The sequence below is a fragment of the Tessaracoccus coleopterorum genome (assembly GCF_011174705.1).
Taxonomy (GTDB): domain Bacteria; phylum Actinomycetota; class Actinomycetes; order Propionibacteriales; family Propionibacteriaceae; genus Arachnia; species Arachnia coleopterorum.
This window is the reverse complement of the sequence record NZ_JAANIJ010000001.1, coordinates 985432-1001975: the sequence shown is the minus strand read 5'-3', so window position 1 is coordinate 1001975 and position 16544 is coordinate 985432. Positions and strand designations below refer to the sequence as shown.

Sequence of the window (16544 nt, the reverse complement as noted above, 5' to 3'; positions counted from 1 at the left end):
GTCTCGGCCCTGGTGGCCGAGGCGCACGAGCGGTACCGCGACACCGCGGAGGGGCAGCCCTCCCAGGTGTACCCGGCGCTCGCCGCCGCAGACCCGGGCATGTTCGGGGTGTGCGTGGTGGGGTCAACGGCGCGGTCTTCACGGCGGGGGACGCGGACCATCCGTTCACCATCATGAGCGTGGCCAAGCCCTTCGTCTTCGCGCTCGTGTGCCGCGCGCTGGGGGCCTCGGAGGCCCGTCGACGGGTGGGCGCCAACGCCACCGGCCTGCCGTTCAACTCCGCCGCCGCCGTCGAACGCTCACCCGACGGCCGGACCAACCCGATGGTCAACCCAGGGGCCATGACCGCCACCAGCCTGGTGCCCGGCGATGGCGAGGCGAAGTGGACCGCCATCGTCGACGGGCTGTCAGCCTTCGCGGGGCGTGAGCTGGAGGTGGACGAGGAGACCTACGCGTCGGCGTCGGCCACCAATCACGTCAACCGGGCGGCGGCCAACCTGCTGCACAGCCGGGGCGTGCTGGGCGCGGACCCGGACCTCGCCCTGGACCTGTACACCCGCCAGAGCTGCCTCCGGGTTACGGCTAGGGACCTGGCCACCATGGGCGCCACGCTGGCCGACGGCGGGTCAACCCGGTCACGGGCGTCCGGGTGCTCGACGAGGACCTCTGCCACCCGGTGCTCGCGGTGATGCTGACGGCGGGGCTCTACGAGACCTCGGGGAGTGGCTCTACGAGGTGGGTCTGCCCGGGAAGAGCGGCATCGGCGGCGGCATCGTCACGGTCTCCCCGGGAAGGGCGGCCTCGCCACCTTCTCCCCGCCGCTCGACGACGCCGGCAACAGCGTGCGCGGTCAGCTGGTGGCCCGACACCTGGCCAGGGGCCTCGGGCTGGACCTGCTCCAGTCGCGGGCCGCCGTCGACGACGGCCGGTAACGCTAGGAGGGATGCTGACCCGGCCGCCGAGCCCGTCCAGCAGGCCGGCGTCGCGGGCCACGCGCACGGCCTCGCGGCGGCTGCTGACCGACAGCTTGCGGTAGACGGACTTCAGGTGTTGCTTGACCGTGTTCTGCGACACGCTGAGCGCCGAGGCGATCTCGGCATTTGACCCCATCGTCGGCAGGTAGGACAGCACGGCCCGCTCCCGCTCGGTCAGGGCGACGAGTGGGCGGGGCCCGGGCGACGACGCGGGCCCGTCCGCGATATCGAGGGCCCGCTCCACCAGCTCACGGTGGGTGCCCACCACATCGCGGTGGCGGCGCAGCGCCGGGGCAACCGCGGGGCTCTGGCGCAGGACGAACAGCTCGGCACCCTCGGACACCGCCAGGTCCAGGGCCCGCCCGATCGCCTCGATCGCCAGCGAATCGTGCCGCATCCGGTGCTCTGCGGCGGCCACCGAGAGCCACGCCTGCACGGCCTCCGCCCCCACCACGTCGAGGAGGTGCGCGACGGTGGGCCGCACGTGCTCGGGGTGTCCCGTGGCCAGCAGGAAGCGGGCGCGCCCGTTGGACACGGCGTCGGGGCGGGATGCCGGCGACGTCCCGCGGCCGACGGGCGAGGCGTCGTACTCGGCCAGTGCCGAGGCCGCCGCCGCCGGGTCCTTCTCCGCCAGGGCCAGGTCGACGCGCAGGGAAGTGAGCAGGGCCAGGGGGTGACCATGCCGGGCGGCGCGCCAGGGCCGCCTGCGCGAGCGCGGTTCCCCGCCGGGCGCCGGCCAGGTCCCCGGTTGACAGTGACTGCCGCGCGGCCAGGATCTGTGCCGTGGCGGCGACGAAGGGGTTGATCCGATCCCCGCCGGCCTTTCCGCAGTGGCTGCGGGCGGCGCGGGCGCCGTCGCCGTCGCCGGTGTACAGGAGGGTGATCGACAACGCCAGCCACGCCCACTGGCTCTCGTATGAGCGGGAGCGGCCGTGCCGGCGGGCTGTCTCCAGGGCGGCTTCGGCGCTGGCCCGGGCCAGGGACAGCCGCCCGACCCCTGCCTGGGCGAGGGCCAGCACGCCCCGGTAGTACACCTCGCCGTAGGCGTTGAACGACCCGGGCGGGTAGGAGTCGACGGCGTGCGCGAGCAGCCGGCAGGCCTCCTCTGGGCGCCCCGCCCATAGCTCCGCCACTCCACGTAGAGCGTGTGTGAACCCTCGGTGGGCCGACCATCCGGGGCCTCGGCCGCGCCGATCCCCTGAAGCAGTTCGTCGGCCTCCGCGGCGGCGTGGCGCATGACCAGGGCGTCTCCGTCGCGGTGGGCCTGCGCCGCCCGGATCGACTGGACCGTGATGGTGGCCAGCGTCCGGCGCGGTTCCGGCAGGGTCTCGACATGCGCCCGGTCCAGCAGGGCCTCGACGGCGCCGCGCTCCCCACGGCTGTAGGCCGCCACGGCATGCGCCACGGCCAGCTCCGGGTAGTCGACGGTGACCGCGGCGGGAACCCTGGCCATCGCCTCGATGTAGGGCTGACGGTCGGTGGTGAACAGGGGAACCGCCCCCGATCGCATGGCCATGCGCCCCGCGAAGTCCCAGTCCCCGGACGCGGCGGCGTGGATCAGGGCCTCGGTCCACGCCCCGTTCTCCTCGAACCACAAGGCGGCGCGGCGTCGCAATTCCTGCGCCAGTTCGGTCCTGGTGGATTCCAGGCGCGCCCGGAGCACCTCGGTGAGGAGGGAGTGGGTGCGGTACCAGCCGGTGCCCTCCACCTCGTGGGCCAGCAGCTGCTCCCGGGCCAGGATGCGGAGAATCTCGTCGGAGCGATCCTCGCCGGTCAGTGCCAGCGCGAGTGGCGCACAGAGTCGGTTGGTCACGGAGGTGCGCAGCAGGAACTCGCTGTAGTGATCCGGGAGGAGCTGAAGGACCTCGTCCCAGAGATACTCCGACACCAGGAACGTCACCCCGCCGAAGCGTTGGAGCGCGCTCGACGGGTCATCGGAGGCAGCCAGGGTCAGAGCGGCCATGCGCAACGCCGCTGCCCATCCACCGGTGGTGTCCATGAGGCGGTCCAGTCCGGCGGCGCTCAGCGTGATGCCCGACACCGCCATCAGCTCCTCGGACTCCTCAGCGGTGAAAGCCAGGTCCGCGAGGCGCAGCTCTCCTACCTTCTCCTCCAACCTCAACCGCTGTAGCGCGACGGCGGGATCATGCCGTGAGACCAGCACCACACGGACGCCATCCGGCGTCCAGCGCAGCACGCCATCCAGCCAGTCCAGGGTGCTGCCGCCGTCGAGTTCCTGCACGTCGTCCAGCACGAGGACCAGCGATCCGCCGGCATTCGCGGCCACCGCGTGCAGGAGGTCCGGGTCCGGCGCGTCGGGAAGCTCCAGCCCGGGCAGCGCCTCGGGGACGGCCACCTGCAGCGAGGACAGCACCGAGGTCCAGAAGCGGGACAGTTCAGCGTCCCCGCGGTCCAGCGACAGCCAAGCCACCGGTCCTGGGAGGTGGCCCTCGAGGGTCCAGTCCGCCACCGCCAGCGTCTTGCCGGTGCCGGCCGGGCCGGTGACGAGGATGACGGGGCGAGACAGGTGTGCGTCGAGAAGCTCCGTGATGCGGCGGCGGCGGACGAACCGGTCGGACCGCGCGGGGACGCGGAATCGCGTCTCGCTGAACGGACGGATCGGCCGAACTGCTACCACACTGGCCTCGCTCCTGTCGCTAGGGTCCCTCCCGGTCATCCTAAACGACAGCGCGTGGCAGATCCGCCCGCGCTTCAGCCGTCGACGTGGATGCCGCGTAGGTTCAGCGCGAGATCCTCGATCGCCGCCAGCACGTCGAACAGCGTGTCGTCGTCCCCAGCTTGAAGACCAGGGTGGTCGACGGTGGGGTCTGATAGACGTCGGCGGTGCCGACCACCATCGAGACCAGCGCCGCCGCGTACCCGTCCACCTCTACCCGGGCAGTCAATCCGTCGCCGTAGTGCCGCTCGGCCGGCGTCGACTGTTCGCGCGGAGTTTCCGGGCCGGGAATCCTGTCCACTGAGCGCAGCCGTAGCCCGGCGCGACGAAGGCGGTGCAACAGGCCCATAGTTCGGCCGTGTCGATGACCGTCCCTCCAGCACGCTGCCGTCAGGCACGCGGCGGACCCTCAGCGCTCTCAGTTCGGCGCGCAGCGCGGCGTCGACCTCGCCCTCGGCATGGATGCGGATGTCCAGCCGACGGCGGCCGCCCGTCACTTCCGCCGGCGGCTGATCAGAGCGCACGTGGCCACTCCCGCGACGAAGACGGCGCTCAGCGTGATCCAGAGCGGCGCCTTGAAGGTGAACATGAGCAATTCGATGCCCACCGTCTGCCGGTTCTGCAGAATGAACGCCGCCACCATGACGGCGATGGTCACCCCGACCCACGTGCGCGGGGACCGGAGGAAGCTGCTGCCTGCTTGCGGATTGTTGCTCATCTTCGATTCCTCTCCGGCCCGGCGGTCGCGGGGACGCCTGCTCATCTTCCCGCCAGGAGGGCCGACGGCGGATTACCCGTGAAGGGTGATGCCCGGTGAGGGGCCGGGGGAGGGTGGGCCCTGACGTTCCGCGCGCCCGCGCGGTCAAGGTTCAAGGAGCCACCATGTCCGAACTCATCATCATCGGCTACGACGATCACGCCACCGCCGAGCGCGCCCAGTCCAAGGTCATCGAACTTCAGCGGAACTTCGTCCTGAACCTCTCGGGCTCGCTGTCGTGCGCGTCGACGAGGACGGCAAGAAGCACATCGACACCCCGGATCCATCGTCGGGTCTCCGCCACGGGCGGAGCGTTGTGGGGCATGATCATCGGCCTGCTGTTCCTCGTCCCGGGCTGGGCATGCTGGTCGGCGGCGCGTGGGGCGCCCTCGCCGGCGTGGCGAGCAAGGCGGGCGTGAACCGCAGCCTGCGTGACCGCGTCGACGGCCTCCTCGAGCCCGGCAAGGCCGCCCTCGTGGTGATGGCCACCAAGATCACCGAGGACAAGTTCTCGGCCGCCATGGGCGAGTTCGGCGGCACCGTCCTGAAGACCTCGCTGTCCGACGCCGACGAGGCGGCCCTGGCCGAGGAGCTCTCCGGCACCGAGGCCTGATCCCAGGCCACCCCGACAACCGACGGAGATAACCACCAGTGACCGACAGTGTGATCACCCTCGTCGTCCTCGGCGTGACCGTAGTGCTGTTCATCCTGGACCGGCTCCCGGTCGCGGTGGTGGCGATGATCGTCCCGCTGACCCTCTGGGCCACCGGGGTCATCGGGCTGGGGAGGCCACCGCGGGCTTCGGTGACCCGACCGTCCTGTTCATCGCGGCGTTGTTCGTGGTGAGTGAGGCGCTGGACAAGTCGGGCGTCACGGCCTGGGTGGGTGAGTTCGCCATGGAACATGGGGGCGAGAGCCCGACCCGGATCATGGTGATCGTCATGCTGGTGGTCGCGGTGCTGACGGCCCTGATCAGCCCCAACGGCGCGGTCGCGGCGCTGACGCCGGTGGTCGTGGTGATCGCCGTCCGCGGCAAGAGGTCGCCGTCGGAACTGCTGCTGCCCACGGCGTTCTCCGCACATGCGGGGTCGCTGCTGATGCTCACAGGGTCGCCCGTGACCGTTCTGGTTGCGGACTACATCGAGGAGGCCTCCGGGTACCGGATGGGCCTGTTCACCATCGCGTTGATCGGCGTGCCGCTGCTGCTTGCCACCATGCTGATGGTGATCCTGTTGGGCTCGAAGCTCATCCCCACGCGCACCCCCACGAAGGCGCTGCGCGACTTCGGCGCCCACGGCGACACCCTGGCCGAGCACTACGGCCTCGAGGGCACGCACTCCACGCTCATGGCACGGGCCGGGGCGCTGCCGAGTTCATCATCCCGCCGCGCTCGACCTTCATCGGGGACCGCGTCCATCGGGGATGGTCACCGAGAGCGGCGAGCTGGTGGTCGCGGCGATGCACCACAAGGGCCAGGACGTGCGCGAGGAACTCAGGCTCTCGGCCGGCGACACGCTGCTGCTTCAGGGGTCGTGGGAAGCGCTGGACAACGCGGCCAAGGACCCCAACATCATGGCGGTCGACAGCCCGGACGTCGTCCGCCGCCAGGCGGTGCCGCTCGGCGTCGGCGCCAAGCGGGCCCTCGGCGTGCTCGCCGCCATGGTCATCCTGCTGGCAACCGGGCTGGTCCCAGCCCCCGTGGCCGGCGTGGTCGCGGCGCTGGCGATGGTCGTCCTCGGCGTGCTGACCGTCGACGAGGCCTACCGGGGCATCTCGTGGACCACCGTCATCCTGGTGGGCGGCATGATGTCGCTGTCGACGGCGATGGTGTCGAGCGGCGCCGCCCAATCGCTTGCCGAGCGCCTCGTCGCCCTCATCGGCGACGCTGGGCCGTATGCCCTCTTGGTGGGGCTGTTCCTCATCACCGCGGTGCTAGGGCAGCTGATCAGCAACACGGCGACGGCGTTGATCGTCATCCCCGTGGGTTGTCGGCCGCCGCGCAGCTCGACGTGTCGCCGGTGCCGGTGCTCCTGGCGATCGCGGTCTTCGCGGCCGGGGCGCTGCTGACCCCTGTCGCCACGCCGGCGAATCTCATGGTGATGGAGGCGGCGGGCTACCGCTTCGGCGACTACTGGAAGCTCGGTCTCCCGCTCCTGCTCATCTACGGGTTGGCCGGGATCCTGCTGGTGCCGCTGTTCTTCCCTTCTGACCTCCCTCCCCGTCGAGTTGAGCCTGACACGGCTGTCGTTGGGGTGAGTTGAGCCTGAGACGAGTCTCGTCGTCGTCGAGGGCCTGTTTGTTCGTTTCGGGCCATCGAGGTCGATGTCCGGCTCACTCGTTCCCGCCCGGCGGCGAGTAGGGCGGCAGGGATCTGCGAGGAGCCCAGGAGGCCGTCGGGGTCACCCGCTGCGGGTGATGCCGAGTCCACCCAGGGCGGCAAGTGTTGCGGTGTTCAGCTATGCCATCGGGAGGACAAGACTCATATGAACGCGGTGCTCGCCTTCGCCATCGTCATGGCGGTGTGGACGTTCAGCGACTGGGTGGCGAAGAAGACCCAATCCCTGTTGTCGTCGCTATTCGTCGCGTCGATCATCTTCTTCATCGGCTTCCTCACCGACATCTTCCCCGACGACCTGCTCGCCAGCTCGTCCCTCTTGGGGCTCGGCGGCGTCGTCGTGGGCTTCATCATCGTGCACCTCGGCACGCTGATCAGCATCGACGAGTTCAAGCGCCAGTGGAAGACCCTTGTGGTGGGTATCAGCACCGTCGTCGGCATCGGTGTCCTGCTGTGGATCGCCGGCTTCATCTTCGGCGGCGGCCGACGTCAGGGCGCTTACGACGGCGTCTCCCAGGCGATGGACTACGTGGTGGCCGGCATCGGCTCGCTCAGCGGCGGCACCATCTCGGTGCTGATCATCCAGGAGGCGGCGCTCGGCGTGGGCCTCACCTCCGTGGCCATCTTCCCGGTGCTGATCGCCGCCCTCCAGGGCCTCGTCGGCTTCCCGCTGACCTCGATCATCCTGCGCAAGGAGGCTGCACGGCTGAAGGGCGAGTACCGCTCCGGTCGCCTGGAGGCCCCCGCCGCGGCCGCCTCCACGGCCGAGGCGGCACCGTCGAAGATTCCCGCCTTCTTCAGCACGACCCCCGGCACGCTGCTGGTGGTGGGTGCCGTGGTGCTCATCTCGATCTTCATCAACAACGTCACTGACGGCATCCTCAACACTTTCGTGGTGGCGCTGATCTTCGGCATCGCCCTGCGCGCCTTCGGGATCTTCAAGCCCGGCATCCTCAACGGCATCGACGCCTACGGCCTGATGATGCTGTCGATCATGATCCTGGTCTTCGGCCCCTCGCCACGGTGCAGCCCGCCGACGTCGCGGCGCTCGCCGTTCCGCTGCTCATCGCCTTCGTGTTCGGCATCGCGGGCATCGCGCTGTTCGCCGGCGTCGCGGGTAAGCTGCTCGGCTACACCATCCCCATGTCGATCGCCATCGGTCTCACCTCGCTCTACGGCTTCCCGGCACGATGATCCTGTCCCAGGAAGCGGCCAAGGGCGCCGGCGAGACCCCGGAGGAGGTCGCGGCCATCGAGGGCGCGATCCTTCCCAAGATGATCATCGCCGGCTTCTCCACGGTGACCATCACGTCAGTCATCGTCACCGGCCTGATCGCGGCTCGCATCGGCAGCTGACCGGGCCCACAGCCTGTCATCGCCCGCGGGTGGTGGCCGGTTCCCGGCCTGGTGCGCGCTCAGCGGATCAGGCGTCCCGGCCCGGCGATTGCCGGGTGTCCGTCCACAACCCAGGAGGTAACCATCATGATTCGACGCAGGGGCCGCCCCGGCCTTCTCGGCACCGCAGCCCGCACCGCCGTCATCGCCGGCACCGCCACCAAGGTCTCCGGCAACGTCGCGGCCAAGCAGCAGGCCGAGGCCCCCAGCAGGCCGAACTCGCCGCCGCCAGGGCACAGGCCCAGCAGGCCGCGCTCGACGACGCGGCCGCCCGCGCGGTCGCGGCTCAGCAGGCCGTGGTCGCGCAGGCCCCGGTTGTCGCGGCTGCGGCTCCCGCCGCCCCGGCACTCGCCGCCGAGGCCGTGGATCCGCTGGCCCAGCTCGAGCGCCTCGCGGCGCTCCACGAGAAGGGCCTGCTGTCGGCCGAAGAGTTCACCTCGGCGAAGGCGAAGCTGCTCGGCCTCTGAGCGGAGAGCTCGTCAGCCACCAGACCCACGTCGTCCACAGGGATGACGTGGGTCTGTTCGCGTGCCGGGCTTGGCGCCGTGAGGTGAACGACCACTGGCGGCGTCGAAACGCTTCGCCTATGCTGGGTCTCCACAGAGTGGTGGATCATGGACGTTCTGTCGTCCTGATCCGCCACTGACCAACCACCCTCGAGGATCCCCATGCCGCGGGAACTCTGGCGCCTCTACCGCAAGGCGATGCACACCGTCGTCAACGGCCTCTCCCAGACGTCGGCGGGGCTGGTCGACACCGATCGGACCGTCTCGGACCGGATCGTCGGGCTGTGCCGGCGGTCTGCTGCGGAAGGGTGGTGCTGCTGCGCAACAAGGGCAACGTCCTGCCGCTGGCGCCGCACGGCGAGGTCGCCGTGTTCGGGCGCGTGCAGTGCGACTGGTTCGCCGTCGGCTACGGCTCAGGCGGCGACGTGAAAGCGCCCTACGAGGTGTCGCTGCTGGATGCGCTGCGCGAGGCTGGCGTGCTGGTGAGCGGCGAGGTGGCCGAGGTGTACGAGGCGTGGTCCGCCGCCAACCCGCCCGATCAGGGGTACTGGGGCAACTGGCCGCGACACTTCGAGGAGATGCCGCTGGACCCCGGGCTGGTGTCGCGGGCGGCGAACACGGCCGGGACCGCTGTCGTGGTGCTCGGCCGCGCAGCGGGGAGGATCGCGAGAACGTCCTGGAGAAGGGCTCCTACTACCTCACAGACGCCGAACGGGCCATGCTGGACGCCGTCGTCGCGCGGTTCGAGCGGGTGGTGGCGATCGTCAACACCGGCAACGTGATGGACCTCTCGTGGGCGGAGGAGTATGGGGACCGCCTCGCCGGCCTGATCCTCGCGTGGCAGGGCGGAATGGAGGGCAGCCGCGCGCTCGTCGACGTGCTGACCGGGGCCGTGTCGCCATCGGGGCGCCTCACTGACACCATCGCCGGCCGGTACGAGGACTATCCCACCGCCGCGAACTTCGGCCACAAGGCCTACAACTGTTACGCCGAGGACGTGTTCGTCGGGTACCGCTACTTCGAGACCTTCGCGCCGGATGCGGTGCAGTTCCCGTTCGGGTTCGGGCTGTCGTACACCACCTTCGGCCACTCGGGTGTCACGTTCGAGGCGGGTGACGTGGTGCGGGTCGCGGTGGACGTAACCAACTCGGGGGCGCGAGCGTCGCGGCAGGTGGTCCAGCTCTACGTCGCAGCGCCCGACGGCGCGCTCGCGAAGCCTGCGCGGGCCCTCGTCGGCTAGCCCCGCCCGCGCGAGGGGCTACCCCCGTCCCAGACCCCGAGGAGCAGGTGCCGAACCAGGTGCCGAACAATACGTTGCCTACCGAGACGCGATGCTCCATCGGCACCGCGCACGAGAGCGTGACCGCGCCCCGCCCTGCACGAACTGGAAGTCGACGCCCGTCAACGCGTTGGTGCGGACCTCGACCTCGTCGACGGTGACGGCCATCAGCATGGTCGGGGTGGCTTCCTGCGGCCCGATCGCGGCGGCCTGGAGGCCCACGAGGCCGGGGGACATCAGCGTTTTGGCGCCCAATTGCAGTGCGCCGGTCCTCGACGAGGGCGACGCGAGGAACGCCTCCGCGTCCGGGTGCACCTCGACGTCGATCGCCAGCGCACCCACCTTGAGGTTCTCGGCGATGCTGAACTGCGCGGGGTCGCGCAGGTCGTGCTGCGGGTAGCTGAATGGATCGTCGACGATGGCGAGGAACTGTGCGAGCAGCGGGCCTTCGCCCTCGGCCCCGTAGAGCGTCACACGGGCGAGGACATCGGTGAATCGCACGACCTGGGCGCGGTAGCTCGTCTCCGAGCGCAGGGCGCCGGTGGTGGTGACCGGCTGCCCTCCCGCTGGACGAAGGCGAGGCGTGCGCCGCTCGGATCGGTGTAGGTACCGATCAGGGAGTAGCCGGGAACCTGCGCCCCGCGGACCCCCGCCTCGAAGGCGGCGTGGATGATCTCGTCGACGGTGGCCGCATCGAAGCCGATGGCGTGCAGTTGGGGCGTTGGCATGCGCCAAGGTTAGCGAGGTGGGCCGATTGGCACCTACGACCTAGACTTGGGTGCCATGAGCACCCCACCGAGACCACCAAGCGAGTTGTCGTCGCCGCCCCCGCGGGTACTGCGCGGGCGTTGACCGGGCCGTCGTCACGGTCGAGAAGGCGCTGGACCTGTACGGCGCGCCCGTCTATGTGCGCAAGCAGATCGTGCACAACCGCCATGTCGTGGAGGACCTCGAGGCGCGCGGCGCGATCTTCGTGGAGGAACTCGACTCGGTTCCCGAGGGTGCAACCGTCGTGTTCTCGGCCCACGGGTGTCCCCGCGGTGCACGCCGAGGCCGCCGAGCGCTCCCTCAAGACGATCGACGCCACCTGCCCGCTCGTCACGAAGGTCCACCACGAGGCGAAGCGGTTCGCGTCGCAGGGCACCCAGATCCTGCTGATCGGTCACGCCGGCCACGAGGAGGTCGAGGGCACGATGGGTGAGGCGCCCGAGGTGACCACGCTCGTGCAGACCCCCGACGACGTCGAAGGGCTCGACATCCCGGAGGGCACCAACCTCGCCTGGCTCAGCCAGACGACGCTCTCGGTGGACGAGACCATGGAGACCGTCGACCGGCTCCGGAAGAAGTTCCCGCTGCTGATGGATCCGCCGTCCGACGACATCTGCTACGCCACGCAGAACCGCCAGCTCGCCGTCAAGCAGATCGCGGGTGCGGGCTGCGACCTGATGATCGTGGTCGGGTCCCAGAACTCGTCGAACTCTGTGCGCCTCGTCGAGGTGGCCCTCGAGGCGGGCGCGAAGGCATCGCACCGCGTCGACAACGCCGGGGAGATCGACCCCGCATGGCTCGAGGGCGTCAACACCGTCGGCGTGACCAGCGGGGCGTCGGTGCCGGATGATCTGGTGCAGGGCGTGCTGCACTTCCTGGAGTCGAAGGGCTACCCGGCCGCGGTCGAGGAGCGGCTGACCGAGGAGACGCTGCAGTTCGCGCTCCCGCCGGAGCTCCGCAAGGATCTGCGCCGCTCGGCGGTCAACGACTGACTCAGGTCAGGAACTGGAAGAAGGGCTGTCGTAGGCCACCTCGGTGGCGTGCATGCCGCTGTCCTCGATGCGCTGCACCAGGAACGGGTAGTCGGTCGGGTTGCCGAGCTCGACGCCCACCAGCGCCGGCCCGGTCTCGCGGGAGTTGCGCTTCACATACTCGAAGTACGTGATGTCGTCCTCTGGGCCGAGGACGGTGTCCAGGAACGTGCGCAGGGCGCCGGGCTGCTGCGGGAAGTCGACGAGGAAGTAGTGCTTGCGGCCCTCGTGGATCAGGGACCGCTCGACGATCTCCGCGTAGCGCGACACGTCGTTGTTGCCGCCGGAGACGACAACGAGCACCCGTGACCCCGGCGTGATCTGCACCCGCGGGCCGACCCCCCGGTCGGGAGGGCCGCGGCCGCGAGGGCTCCCGCGGGCTCGGCGATGATGCCGTCGGTCTGGTACATCTCGAGCATCTCGCTGCAGATCTGGCCCTCCGGCACCCGCGTCAGCTCGATGCGGGCCTCACGGATGGCGTCGAAGGTGAAGTCTCCGATGCGACGCACCGCGGCCCCGTCGACGAAAGTGTCGATCTCGTTCAAGGTGACCGGCCGTCCCGCCGAGATTGCCGCCGCGACGCAGGGAGCGCCGTCGGGCTCCACACCGATGATGCGCACCTCCGGGTGCTGCTCCCGCAGCCAGGCCGCCGCGCCGGAGACGAGGCCACCGCCACCGATGGGGATCAGCACGACGTCGGGCACGAAGCCCAGCTGGTCGAAGGCCTCCACGATGAGCGTCGCCTGACCCGCCGCCGTGCGCGGATCGTTGAAGGCGGGCACGAGCACCTTGCCCGTCTCGGCCATCCTGGAGGCCTCCTCGGAGGCCTCGTCGTAGGTGGTGCCGTGGAGCACGAGATCGACCTGGCCGCGGCCGAGCTCCCGGATGCGCTGGCGTTTCTGGCGCGGGGTGGTGTGGGGCACCACGACGGTGGCCCTGATCCCCAGCGCCGCCGCCGAGTAGGCGACGCCCTGGCCGTGGTTGCCGGCGGAGGCACACACCACACCGGTGCGCCGCTCCTCCTCGGTGAGCTGGGACATCAGGTTGAAGGCGCCGCGCAGCTTGTAGGAGCGCACCGGCTGCAGGTCCTCGCGCTTGAGCCAGATCTCCGAGCCGGTGGCCTGGGACAGCCGCTCGTCGAGCTGGATCGGGGTCCGGGCGGCCACATCGCGCAGCCGTTCGACCGCGTCGGGGATCAGGGCTGCGAGATCCGAGAGAGTCGTCATGACCGCCATTGTCGCGCCGCGGTCGGGAAGTCGCCAGCGGAAGCGCGTGAGGGCCGTCAGCCGGACTCGCGCTGCGAGTGGCGCCTGCGCCCGTCGTCGAGGAGAAGCGGCGCATCCAGGGCGGCCTCCTCACGGGCGCGCAGCTCCTGGTAGTCGAGCATCTCCGCGACGGCGAGCTCGCGGGTGGTGTCGTGCACCGGCGTCAGCTCGGGTAACTCGGAGCCGCTCACCTCGAGGTCCCGGAAGCGGCGGGCCGACACCATCACGCGGCTCTCCATCGCGGCCACCGTCTTGTTGTAGTTCCCGACGGAGGCGCTCAGCGAGCGGCCGAGCTTGTCGAAGTGGGCCCCATGGTGGCCAGCCGCTCATACAGCTCGCGACCGAGCTTCGAGACCTGGGCTGCCGTCTCCGTGACGGCCACCTGCTTCCACCCGTTGGCCACGATCTGGAGCTGCGGGATCAGGAGGCCGGGGAGGCCAGCACGATGTGGCGCCGCGAGGCGTAGTCGTGCAGGTCGGGGGCCTGCTCGAGGGCCAGCCGGTAGAACTCGTCGCTTGGCAGGTAGAGCACGACGAACTCGGGCGAGCCGACGTCGAGCTGCCAGTAGTTCTTCTCCGACAGCTGGTCGATGTGTGTGCGGACGTGCCTGGCGAACGCCTGGAGGTGGCCGCGTTGGGCGGTCTCGTCCTCTGTGTTGTACGCCTCGAGGACGGCCGCGAGCGGCACCTTCGAGTCGACGAAGATGACCTTGCCTGCCGGCAGGTTGACCCGCAGATCGGGTCGGAACCGGCCGTCATCGGAGACGTAGGTGTGCTGCGTGTCGAAGTCGCAGCGCTCGGTGAGACCGGAGATCTCGACGATGCGCTTGAGGCTCGCCTCACCCCACGAGCCCCTCACCTGGGGCGTGCGCAGCGCCGTGCTCAGGCTCAGCGCCTCACGCCGGACGGCGTCGCTGGAGATGCGCAGCGTGTTGACCTGCTCGCCGAGCTCGGCCGACATCCTGGCCCGCTCGGTCTCGACCAGGTGGAGCTTCTCCTGCATCTGGCGGAGCCCGTCGGCCAGCGGCGAGACGAGGTGCTCGGTTGCCTTGAAGCGCTGCTCGGTGGCCTGCTCGGCCTGCCTGTTCTGGTGCTCGAGGGTCTCGGCCGAGAGCAGCTTGAATTGGGCGATCAGCGACTCCCGGTCGGCGGCCTGCTCGGCCGCGCGGCCGACGGCGGCGTCACGCTCGGCGGTGGCCCCGCCAGCAGCGAGTTGATCTGCGCCGTCTCGGCGCGGGCCTCCGCCACCGCCCGCTGCGCGTCGGCGGCCGCCGCCCGCAGGTCGGCCTTGTCTGCGAGGATCTGCGCGACCTCGGCCTTCGCGACGGCGGCCTCCTCGCGGGCCCTGCTCGCCTCGGCCCGCGCCGTCGAGGCGTCCTGCCTGGCGTCGGTCAGGGCGAGCCGGTCGGCGTCGGCTGCGGGGGACGACCCGGCGGTGCGCCTGCCGAACACGTAGCCGGCCACGGCTCCGATGCCGAGGGCCAGCAGACACAGCACGATCGCGAGAGCTTCCATGGGTTCATTCGACCAGACGGGTCCGACAAGTCCGTGGATCTGCCCCGCCCGGCGCGTCAGGACAGAGGAAGACGCCGGGCGATGGTCGCCCGGCGTCTTCCTCGCAGTGCCCGCTGTGGGCGGCCCGTCAGGCCTTCTTGGCGCGGTTGCGCCCCTTGGCGCGGTCGTTGGCGTTCAGCGTCACCTTCCGGATACGCACCACGGCGGGGGTGACCTCGAGGCACTCGTCGCCTGCGCAGAACTCGAGCTGCTGCTCCATCGACATCTGCCTGGCGGGGATGAGCCGCTCCAACTCGTCACCGGTCGAGGAGCGCACGTTGGTGAGCTTCTTCTCCTTGGTGGGGTTGACATCCATGTCCTCGGCGCGCGGGTTCTCGCCGACGATCATGCCCTCGTACACCTCGGCGCCGGGGAGACGAACATCGTGCCGCGCTCCTGCAGGTTGAACAGCGCGTAGCCGGTGACGGAGCCGGTGCGGTCGGCGACCAGCGAGCCCGTCGGCCGGGTACGGAAGTCGCCCGCCCAGGGGCGAAGCCCTCACCGACATGGTTCATGATGCCGGTGCCGCGCGTCTCCGTGAGGAACTCGGTGCGGAAACCGATCAGGCCACGGGCGGGTACGAGGAACTCCATGCGGACCCAGCCGGTGCCGTGGTTGACCATCTGAGCCATCTGGCCGCGTCGCAGTCCCATCAGCTGGGTGACGACGCCGACGAACTCATCGGGGATGTCGACGGTCAGGCGCTCGATGGGTTCGTGCAGCTTGCCGTCGATGACCTGCGTCACCACCTGGGGCTTGCCGACGGTCAACTCGAAGCCCTCACGGCGCATCATCTCGACGAGGATGGCGAGCTGGAGTTCGCCTCGGCCCTGCACCTCCCAGGTGTCGGGCCGCTCGGTCGGGTGCACCTTGATCGACACGTTGCCGACCAGCTCCTGGTCGAGGCGTGCCTTGACGAGGCGGGCCGTCAGGTTCTTGCCGGAGCGGCCTGCCAGCGGCGAGGTGTTGATGCCGATCGTCATCGAGATCGACGGCTGGTCGACATGGATGAGCGGCAGCGGCCTGGGGTTCTCGGGGTCGGAGAGGGTCTCGCCGATCATGATCTCGGGGATGCCGGCGATGGCGACGATGTCACCGGGGCCGGCGCTGTCGGCGGGGACGCGGTCGAGGGCCTCGGTCTTGAGCAGTTCGGTGAGCTTGACGTTGGTGATGGTCCCGTCGGTCCTGCACCAGGCCACCTGCTGGCCGCGCTTCAGCTCGCCCGCGACGACGCGGCAGAGCGCGAGGCGGCCGAGGTAGGGCGAGGCGTCGAGGTTGGTGACGTGCGCCTGCAGCACGGCCCCTCCTCGTAGCTGGGGCCGGGATGTGCTCGAACAGCGTCGCGAACAGAGGCTCGAGGTTGGTGCTGTCGGGCATCGAGCCGTCCGCGGGCTGCGTGGTGGAGGCGCGGCCCGCCTTGGCTGAGGCATACACGATCGGGAAGTCGAGCACCTCGGTGGCGTCATCGTCGATGAGGTCCATGAAGAGGTCGTAGGTCTCCTCGACCACCGCGGAGATCCGGGCGTCGGCGCGGTCGACCTTGTTCACCACGACGATGATCGGCAGCTTCTTGGCCAGCGCCTTGCGCAGCACGAACCGGGTCTGGGGCAGCGGGCCCTCGGAGGCGTCCACGAGGAGGATAACGCCGTCGACCATCTCGAGGCCGCGTTCGACCTCACCGCCGAAATCAGCGTGGCCGGGGTGTCGATGATGTTGATGGTGGCCCCGGTGCCGTCCGGGCGGGTGTGCCGCACGGCGGTGTTCTTGGCGAGGATGGTGATGCCCTTCTCGCGCTCGAGGTCCATCGAGTCCATGACCCGGTTGTTGATATCGGCTCCCTCGCGGAAGGCCCCGGACTGCCACAGCATGGCGTCGACGAGTGTGGTCTTGCCGTGGTCGACGTGTGCGACGATTGCGACGTTTCGGAGGTCTTGGCGAATTGGCACGGGCGGAAACTCCCAGGTTGGAAAAAAGGGCCGTCGACCAGTGTAAATCGCGGAAGGCC

20 protein-coding genes and 5 pseudogenes are annotated in these 16544 nt (G+C 70.0%); 13 read left to right on the top strand and 12 right to left on the bottom strand.

Annotated features, from left to right (window positions below; translation table 11 throughout):
* Window positions 1–12 precede the first annotated feature (12 nt).
* The 3 genes and pseudogenes from G7085_RS06290 to G7085_RS34305 all read left to right on the top strand — a co-directional run bounded on the left by G7085_RS06290 (window position 13) and on the right by G7085_RS34305 (window position 932).
* On the top strand, window positions 13–177 hold the full coding sequence (locus G7085_RS06290) for a hypothetical protein (protein ID WP_197513048.1): 165 nt from the start codon (window positions 13–15) through the stop codon (window positions 175–177).
* Between the two features lie 2 nt (window positions 178–179).
* A complete protein-coding gene (locus G7085_RS06285; protein WP_408647065.1) occupies window positions 180–689 on the top strand; it encodes a glutaminase in 510 nt (169 codons plus the stop codon).
* Between the two features lie 46 nt (window positions 690–735).
* A pseudogene (locus G7085_RS34305) lies at window positions 736–932 on the top strand (glutaminase).
* A 67-nt stretch (window positions 933–999) separates the two neighbouring features.
* Here the strand turns inward: G7085_RS34305 and G7085_RS29680 are convergent.
* From G7085_RS29680 to G7085_RS06270, 3 genes and pseudogenes are all read right to left on the bottom strand, one after another.
* A pseudogene (locus G7085_RS29680) lies at window positions 1000–1371 on the bottom strand (helix-turn-helix transcriptional regulator); the annotation flags it as partial.
* A 2344-nt stretch (window positions 1372–3715) separates the two neighbouring features.
* Window positions 3716–4000 carry a hypothetical protein gene (locus G7085_RS06275; protein ID WP_197510310.1) on the bottom strand — a complete coding sequence of 95 codons (285 nt, stop codon included), beginning with the start codon at window positions 3998–4000 and terminating at the stop codon, window positions 3716–3718.
* Between the two features lie 144 nt (window positions 4001–4144).
* Entirely contained in the window at window positions 4145–4309 is a 165-nt protein-coding gene (locus G7085_RS06270) for a LapA family protein (protein WP_197510309.1), read from the bottom strand.
* A gap of 224 nt (window positions 4310–4533) precedes the next feature.
* On the opposite strand from G7085_RS06270, the gene G7085_RS06265 reads away from it, so the two are divergent.
* From G7085_RS06265 to G7085_RS29670, 9 genes and pseudogenes are all read left to right on the top strand, one after another.
* Window positions 4534–4827, top strand: a complete 294-nt coding sequence (locus G7085_RS06265) for a hypothetical protein (RefSeq protein WP_197510308.1) — start codon at window positions 4534–4536, stop codon at window positions 4825–4827.
* On the top strand, window positions 4770–5021 hold the full coding sequence (locus G7085_RS06260; protein WP_197510307.1) for a DUF1269 domain-containing protein: 252 nt from the start codon (window positions 4770–4772) through the stop codon (window positions 5019–5021). Before G7085_RS06265 ends, G7085_RS06260 begins: the two co-directional genes overlap by 58 nt.
* A gap of 50 nt (window positions 5022–5071) precedes the next feature.
* Complete coding sequence (locus G7085_RS24570) at window positions 5072–5254, top strand: hypothetical protein (protein ID WP_231979286.1); 183 nt, start codon at window positions 5072–5074, stop codon at window positions 5252–5254.
* Window positions 5248–5778 (top strand): annotated as a pseudogene (locus G7085_RS34300) (SLC13 family permease); the annotation flags it as partial. The gene G7085_RS24570 and the pseudogene G7085_RS34300, both read left to right, overlap by 7 nt.
* Before the next feature lie 52 nt (window positions 5779–5830).
* Window positions 5831–6475: an SLC13 family permease gene (locus tag G7085_RS06250; RefSeq protein ID WP_197510306.1), complete on the top strand. Its 645-nt coding sequence runs from the start codon at window positions 5831–5833 to the stop codon at window positions 6473–6475.
* On the top strand, window positions 6433–6669 hold the full coding sequence (locus tag G7085_RS06245) for a hypothetical protein (protein WP_231979285.1): 237 nt from the start codon (window positions 6433–6435) through the stop codon (window positions 6667–6669). The genes G7085_RS06250 and G7085_RS06245 overlap by 43 nt, the downstream gene beginning before the upstream one ends.
* Before the next feature lie 222 nt (window positions 6670–6891).
* Entirely contained in the window at window positions 6892–8604 is a 1713-nt protein-coding gene (locus G7085_RS24565; protein ID WP_231979284.1) for an SHOCT domain-containing protein, read from the top strand.
* Window positions 8605–8954: 350 nt separating this feature from the next.
* On the top strand, window positions 8955–9425 hold the full coding sequence (locus tag G7085_RS29675; protein WP_197510300.1) for a glycoside hydrolase family 3 protein: 471 nt from the start codon (window positions 8955–8957) through the stop codon (window positions 9423–9425).
* Window positions 9362–9883 (top strand): glycoside hydrolase family 3 C-terminal domain-containing protein, encoded by a 522-nt coding sequence (locus G7085_RS29670; RefSeq protein ID WP_197510299.1) that lies wholly within the window; start codon window positions 9362–9364, stop codon window positions 9881–9883. Before G7085_RS29675 ends, G7085_RS29670 begins: the two co-directional genes overlap by 64 nt.
* 78 nt (window positions 9884–9961) lie before the next feature.
* Here G7085_RS29670 and G7085_RS06205 read toward each other — a convergent pair whose 3' ends face one another.
* Both G7085_RS06205 and G7085_RS06200 read right to left on the bottom strand, forming a co-directional pair.
* Window positions 9962–10423: a hypothetical protein gene (locus tag G7085_RS06205; protein ID WP_197510298.1), complete on the bottom strand. Its 462-nt coding sequence runs from the start codon at window positions 10421–10423 to the stop codon at window positions 9962–9964.
* Window positions 10393–10650, bottom strand: a complete 258-nt coding sequence (locus G7085_RS06200) for a hypothetical protein (RefSeq protein ID WP_197510297.1) — start codon at window positions 10648–10650, stop codon at window positions 10393–10395. The genes G7085_RS06205 and G7085_RS06200 overlap by 31 nt, the downstream gene beginning before the upstream one ends.
* A gap of 98 nt (window positions 10651–10748) precedes the next feature.
* On the opposite strand from G7085_RS06200, the pseudogene G7085_RS06195 reads away from it, so the two are divergent.
* Window positions 10749–11682, top strand: a pseudogene (locus G7085_RS06195) (4-hydroxy-3-methylbut-2-enyl diphosphate reductase); the annotation flags it as partial.
* 6 nt (window positions 11683–11688) lie between these two features.
* Here G7085_RS06195 and G7085_RS24555 read toward each other — a convergent pair.
* The 7 genes and pseudogenes from G7085_RS24555 to typA form a co-directional block, all read right to left on the bottom strand.
* Window positions 11689–11991 carry a hypothetical protein gene (locus G7085_RS24555; protein WP_331715506.1) on the bottom strand — a complete coding sequence of 101 codons (303 nt, stop codon included), beginning with the start codon at window positions 11989–11991 and terminating at the stop codon, window positions 11689–11691.
* On the bottom strand, window positions 11955–12947 hold the full coding sequence (locus tag G7085_RS06190; RefSeq protein ID WP_231979283.1) for a pyridoxal-phosphate dependent enzyme: 993 nt from the start codon (window positions 12945–12947) through the stop codon (window positions 11955–11957). Before G7085_RS06190 ends, G7085_RS24555 begins: the two co-directional genes overlap by 37 nt.
* A 56-nt stretch (window positions 12948–13003) precedes the next feature.
* On the bottom strand, window positions 13004–13225 hold the full coding sequence (locus G7085_RS06185) for a hypothetical protein (protein ID WP_231979282.1): 222 nt from the start codon (window positions 13223–13225) through the stop codon (window positions 13004–13006).
* A 38-nt stretch (window positions 13226–13263) separates the two neighbouring features.
* Window positions 13264–13389 carry a hypothetical protein gene (locus G7085_RS29665; RefSeq protein ID WP_269451792.1) on the bottom strand — a complete coding sequence of 42 codons (126 nt, stop codon included), beginning with the start codon at window positions 13387–13389 and terminating at the stop codon, window positions 13264–13266.
* A 17-nt stretch (window positions 13390–13406) separates the two neighbouring features.
* Window positions 13407–14102 (bottom strand): DNA recombination protein RmuC, encoded by a 696-nt coding sequence (locus tag G7085_RS24550; protein WP_269452054.1) that lies wholly within the window; start codon window positions 14100–14102, stop codon window positions 13407–13409.
* Window positions 14103–14116: 14 nt separating this feature from the next.
* Window positions 14117–14500, bottom strand: a complete 384-nt coding sequence (locus tag G7085_RS24545; RefSeq protein WP_231979280.1) for a hypothetical protein — start codon at window positions 14498–14500, stop codon at window positions 14117–14119.
* 127 nt (window positions 14501–14627) lie between these two features.
* A pseudogene (gene typA, locus G7085_RS06175) lies at window positions 14628–16485 on the bottom strand (translational GTPase TypA).
* Window positions 16486–16544 lie beyond the last annotated feature (59 nt).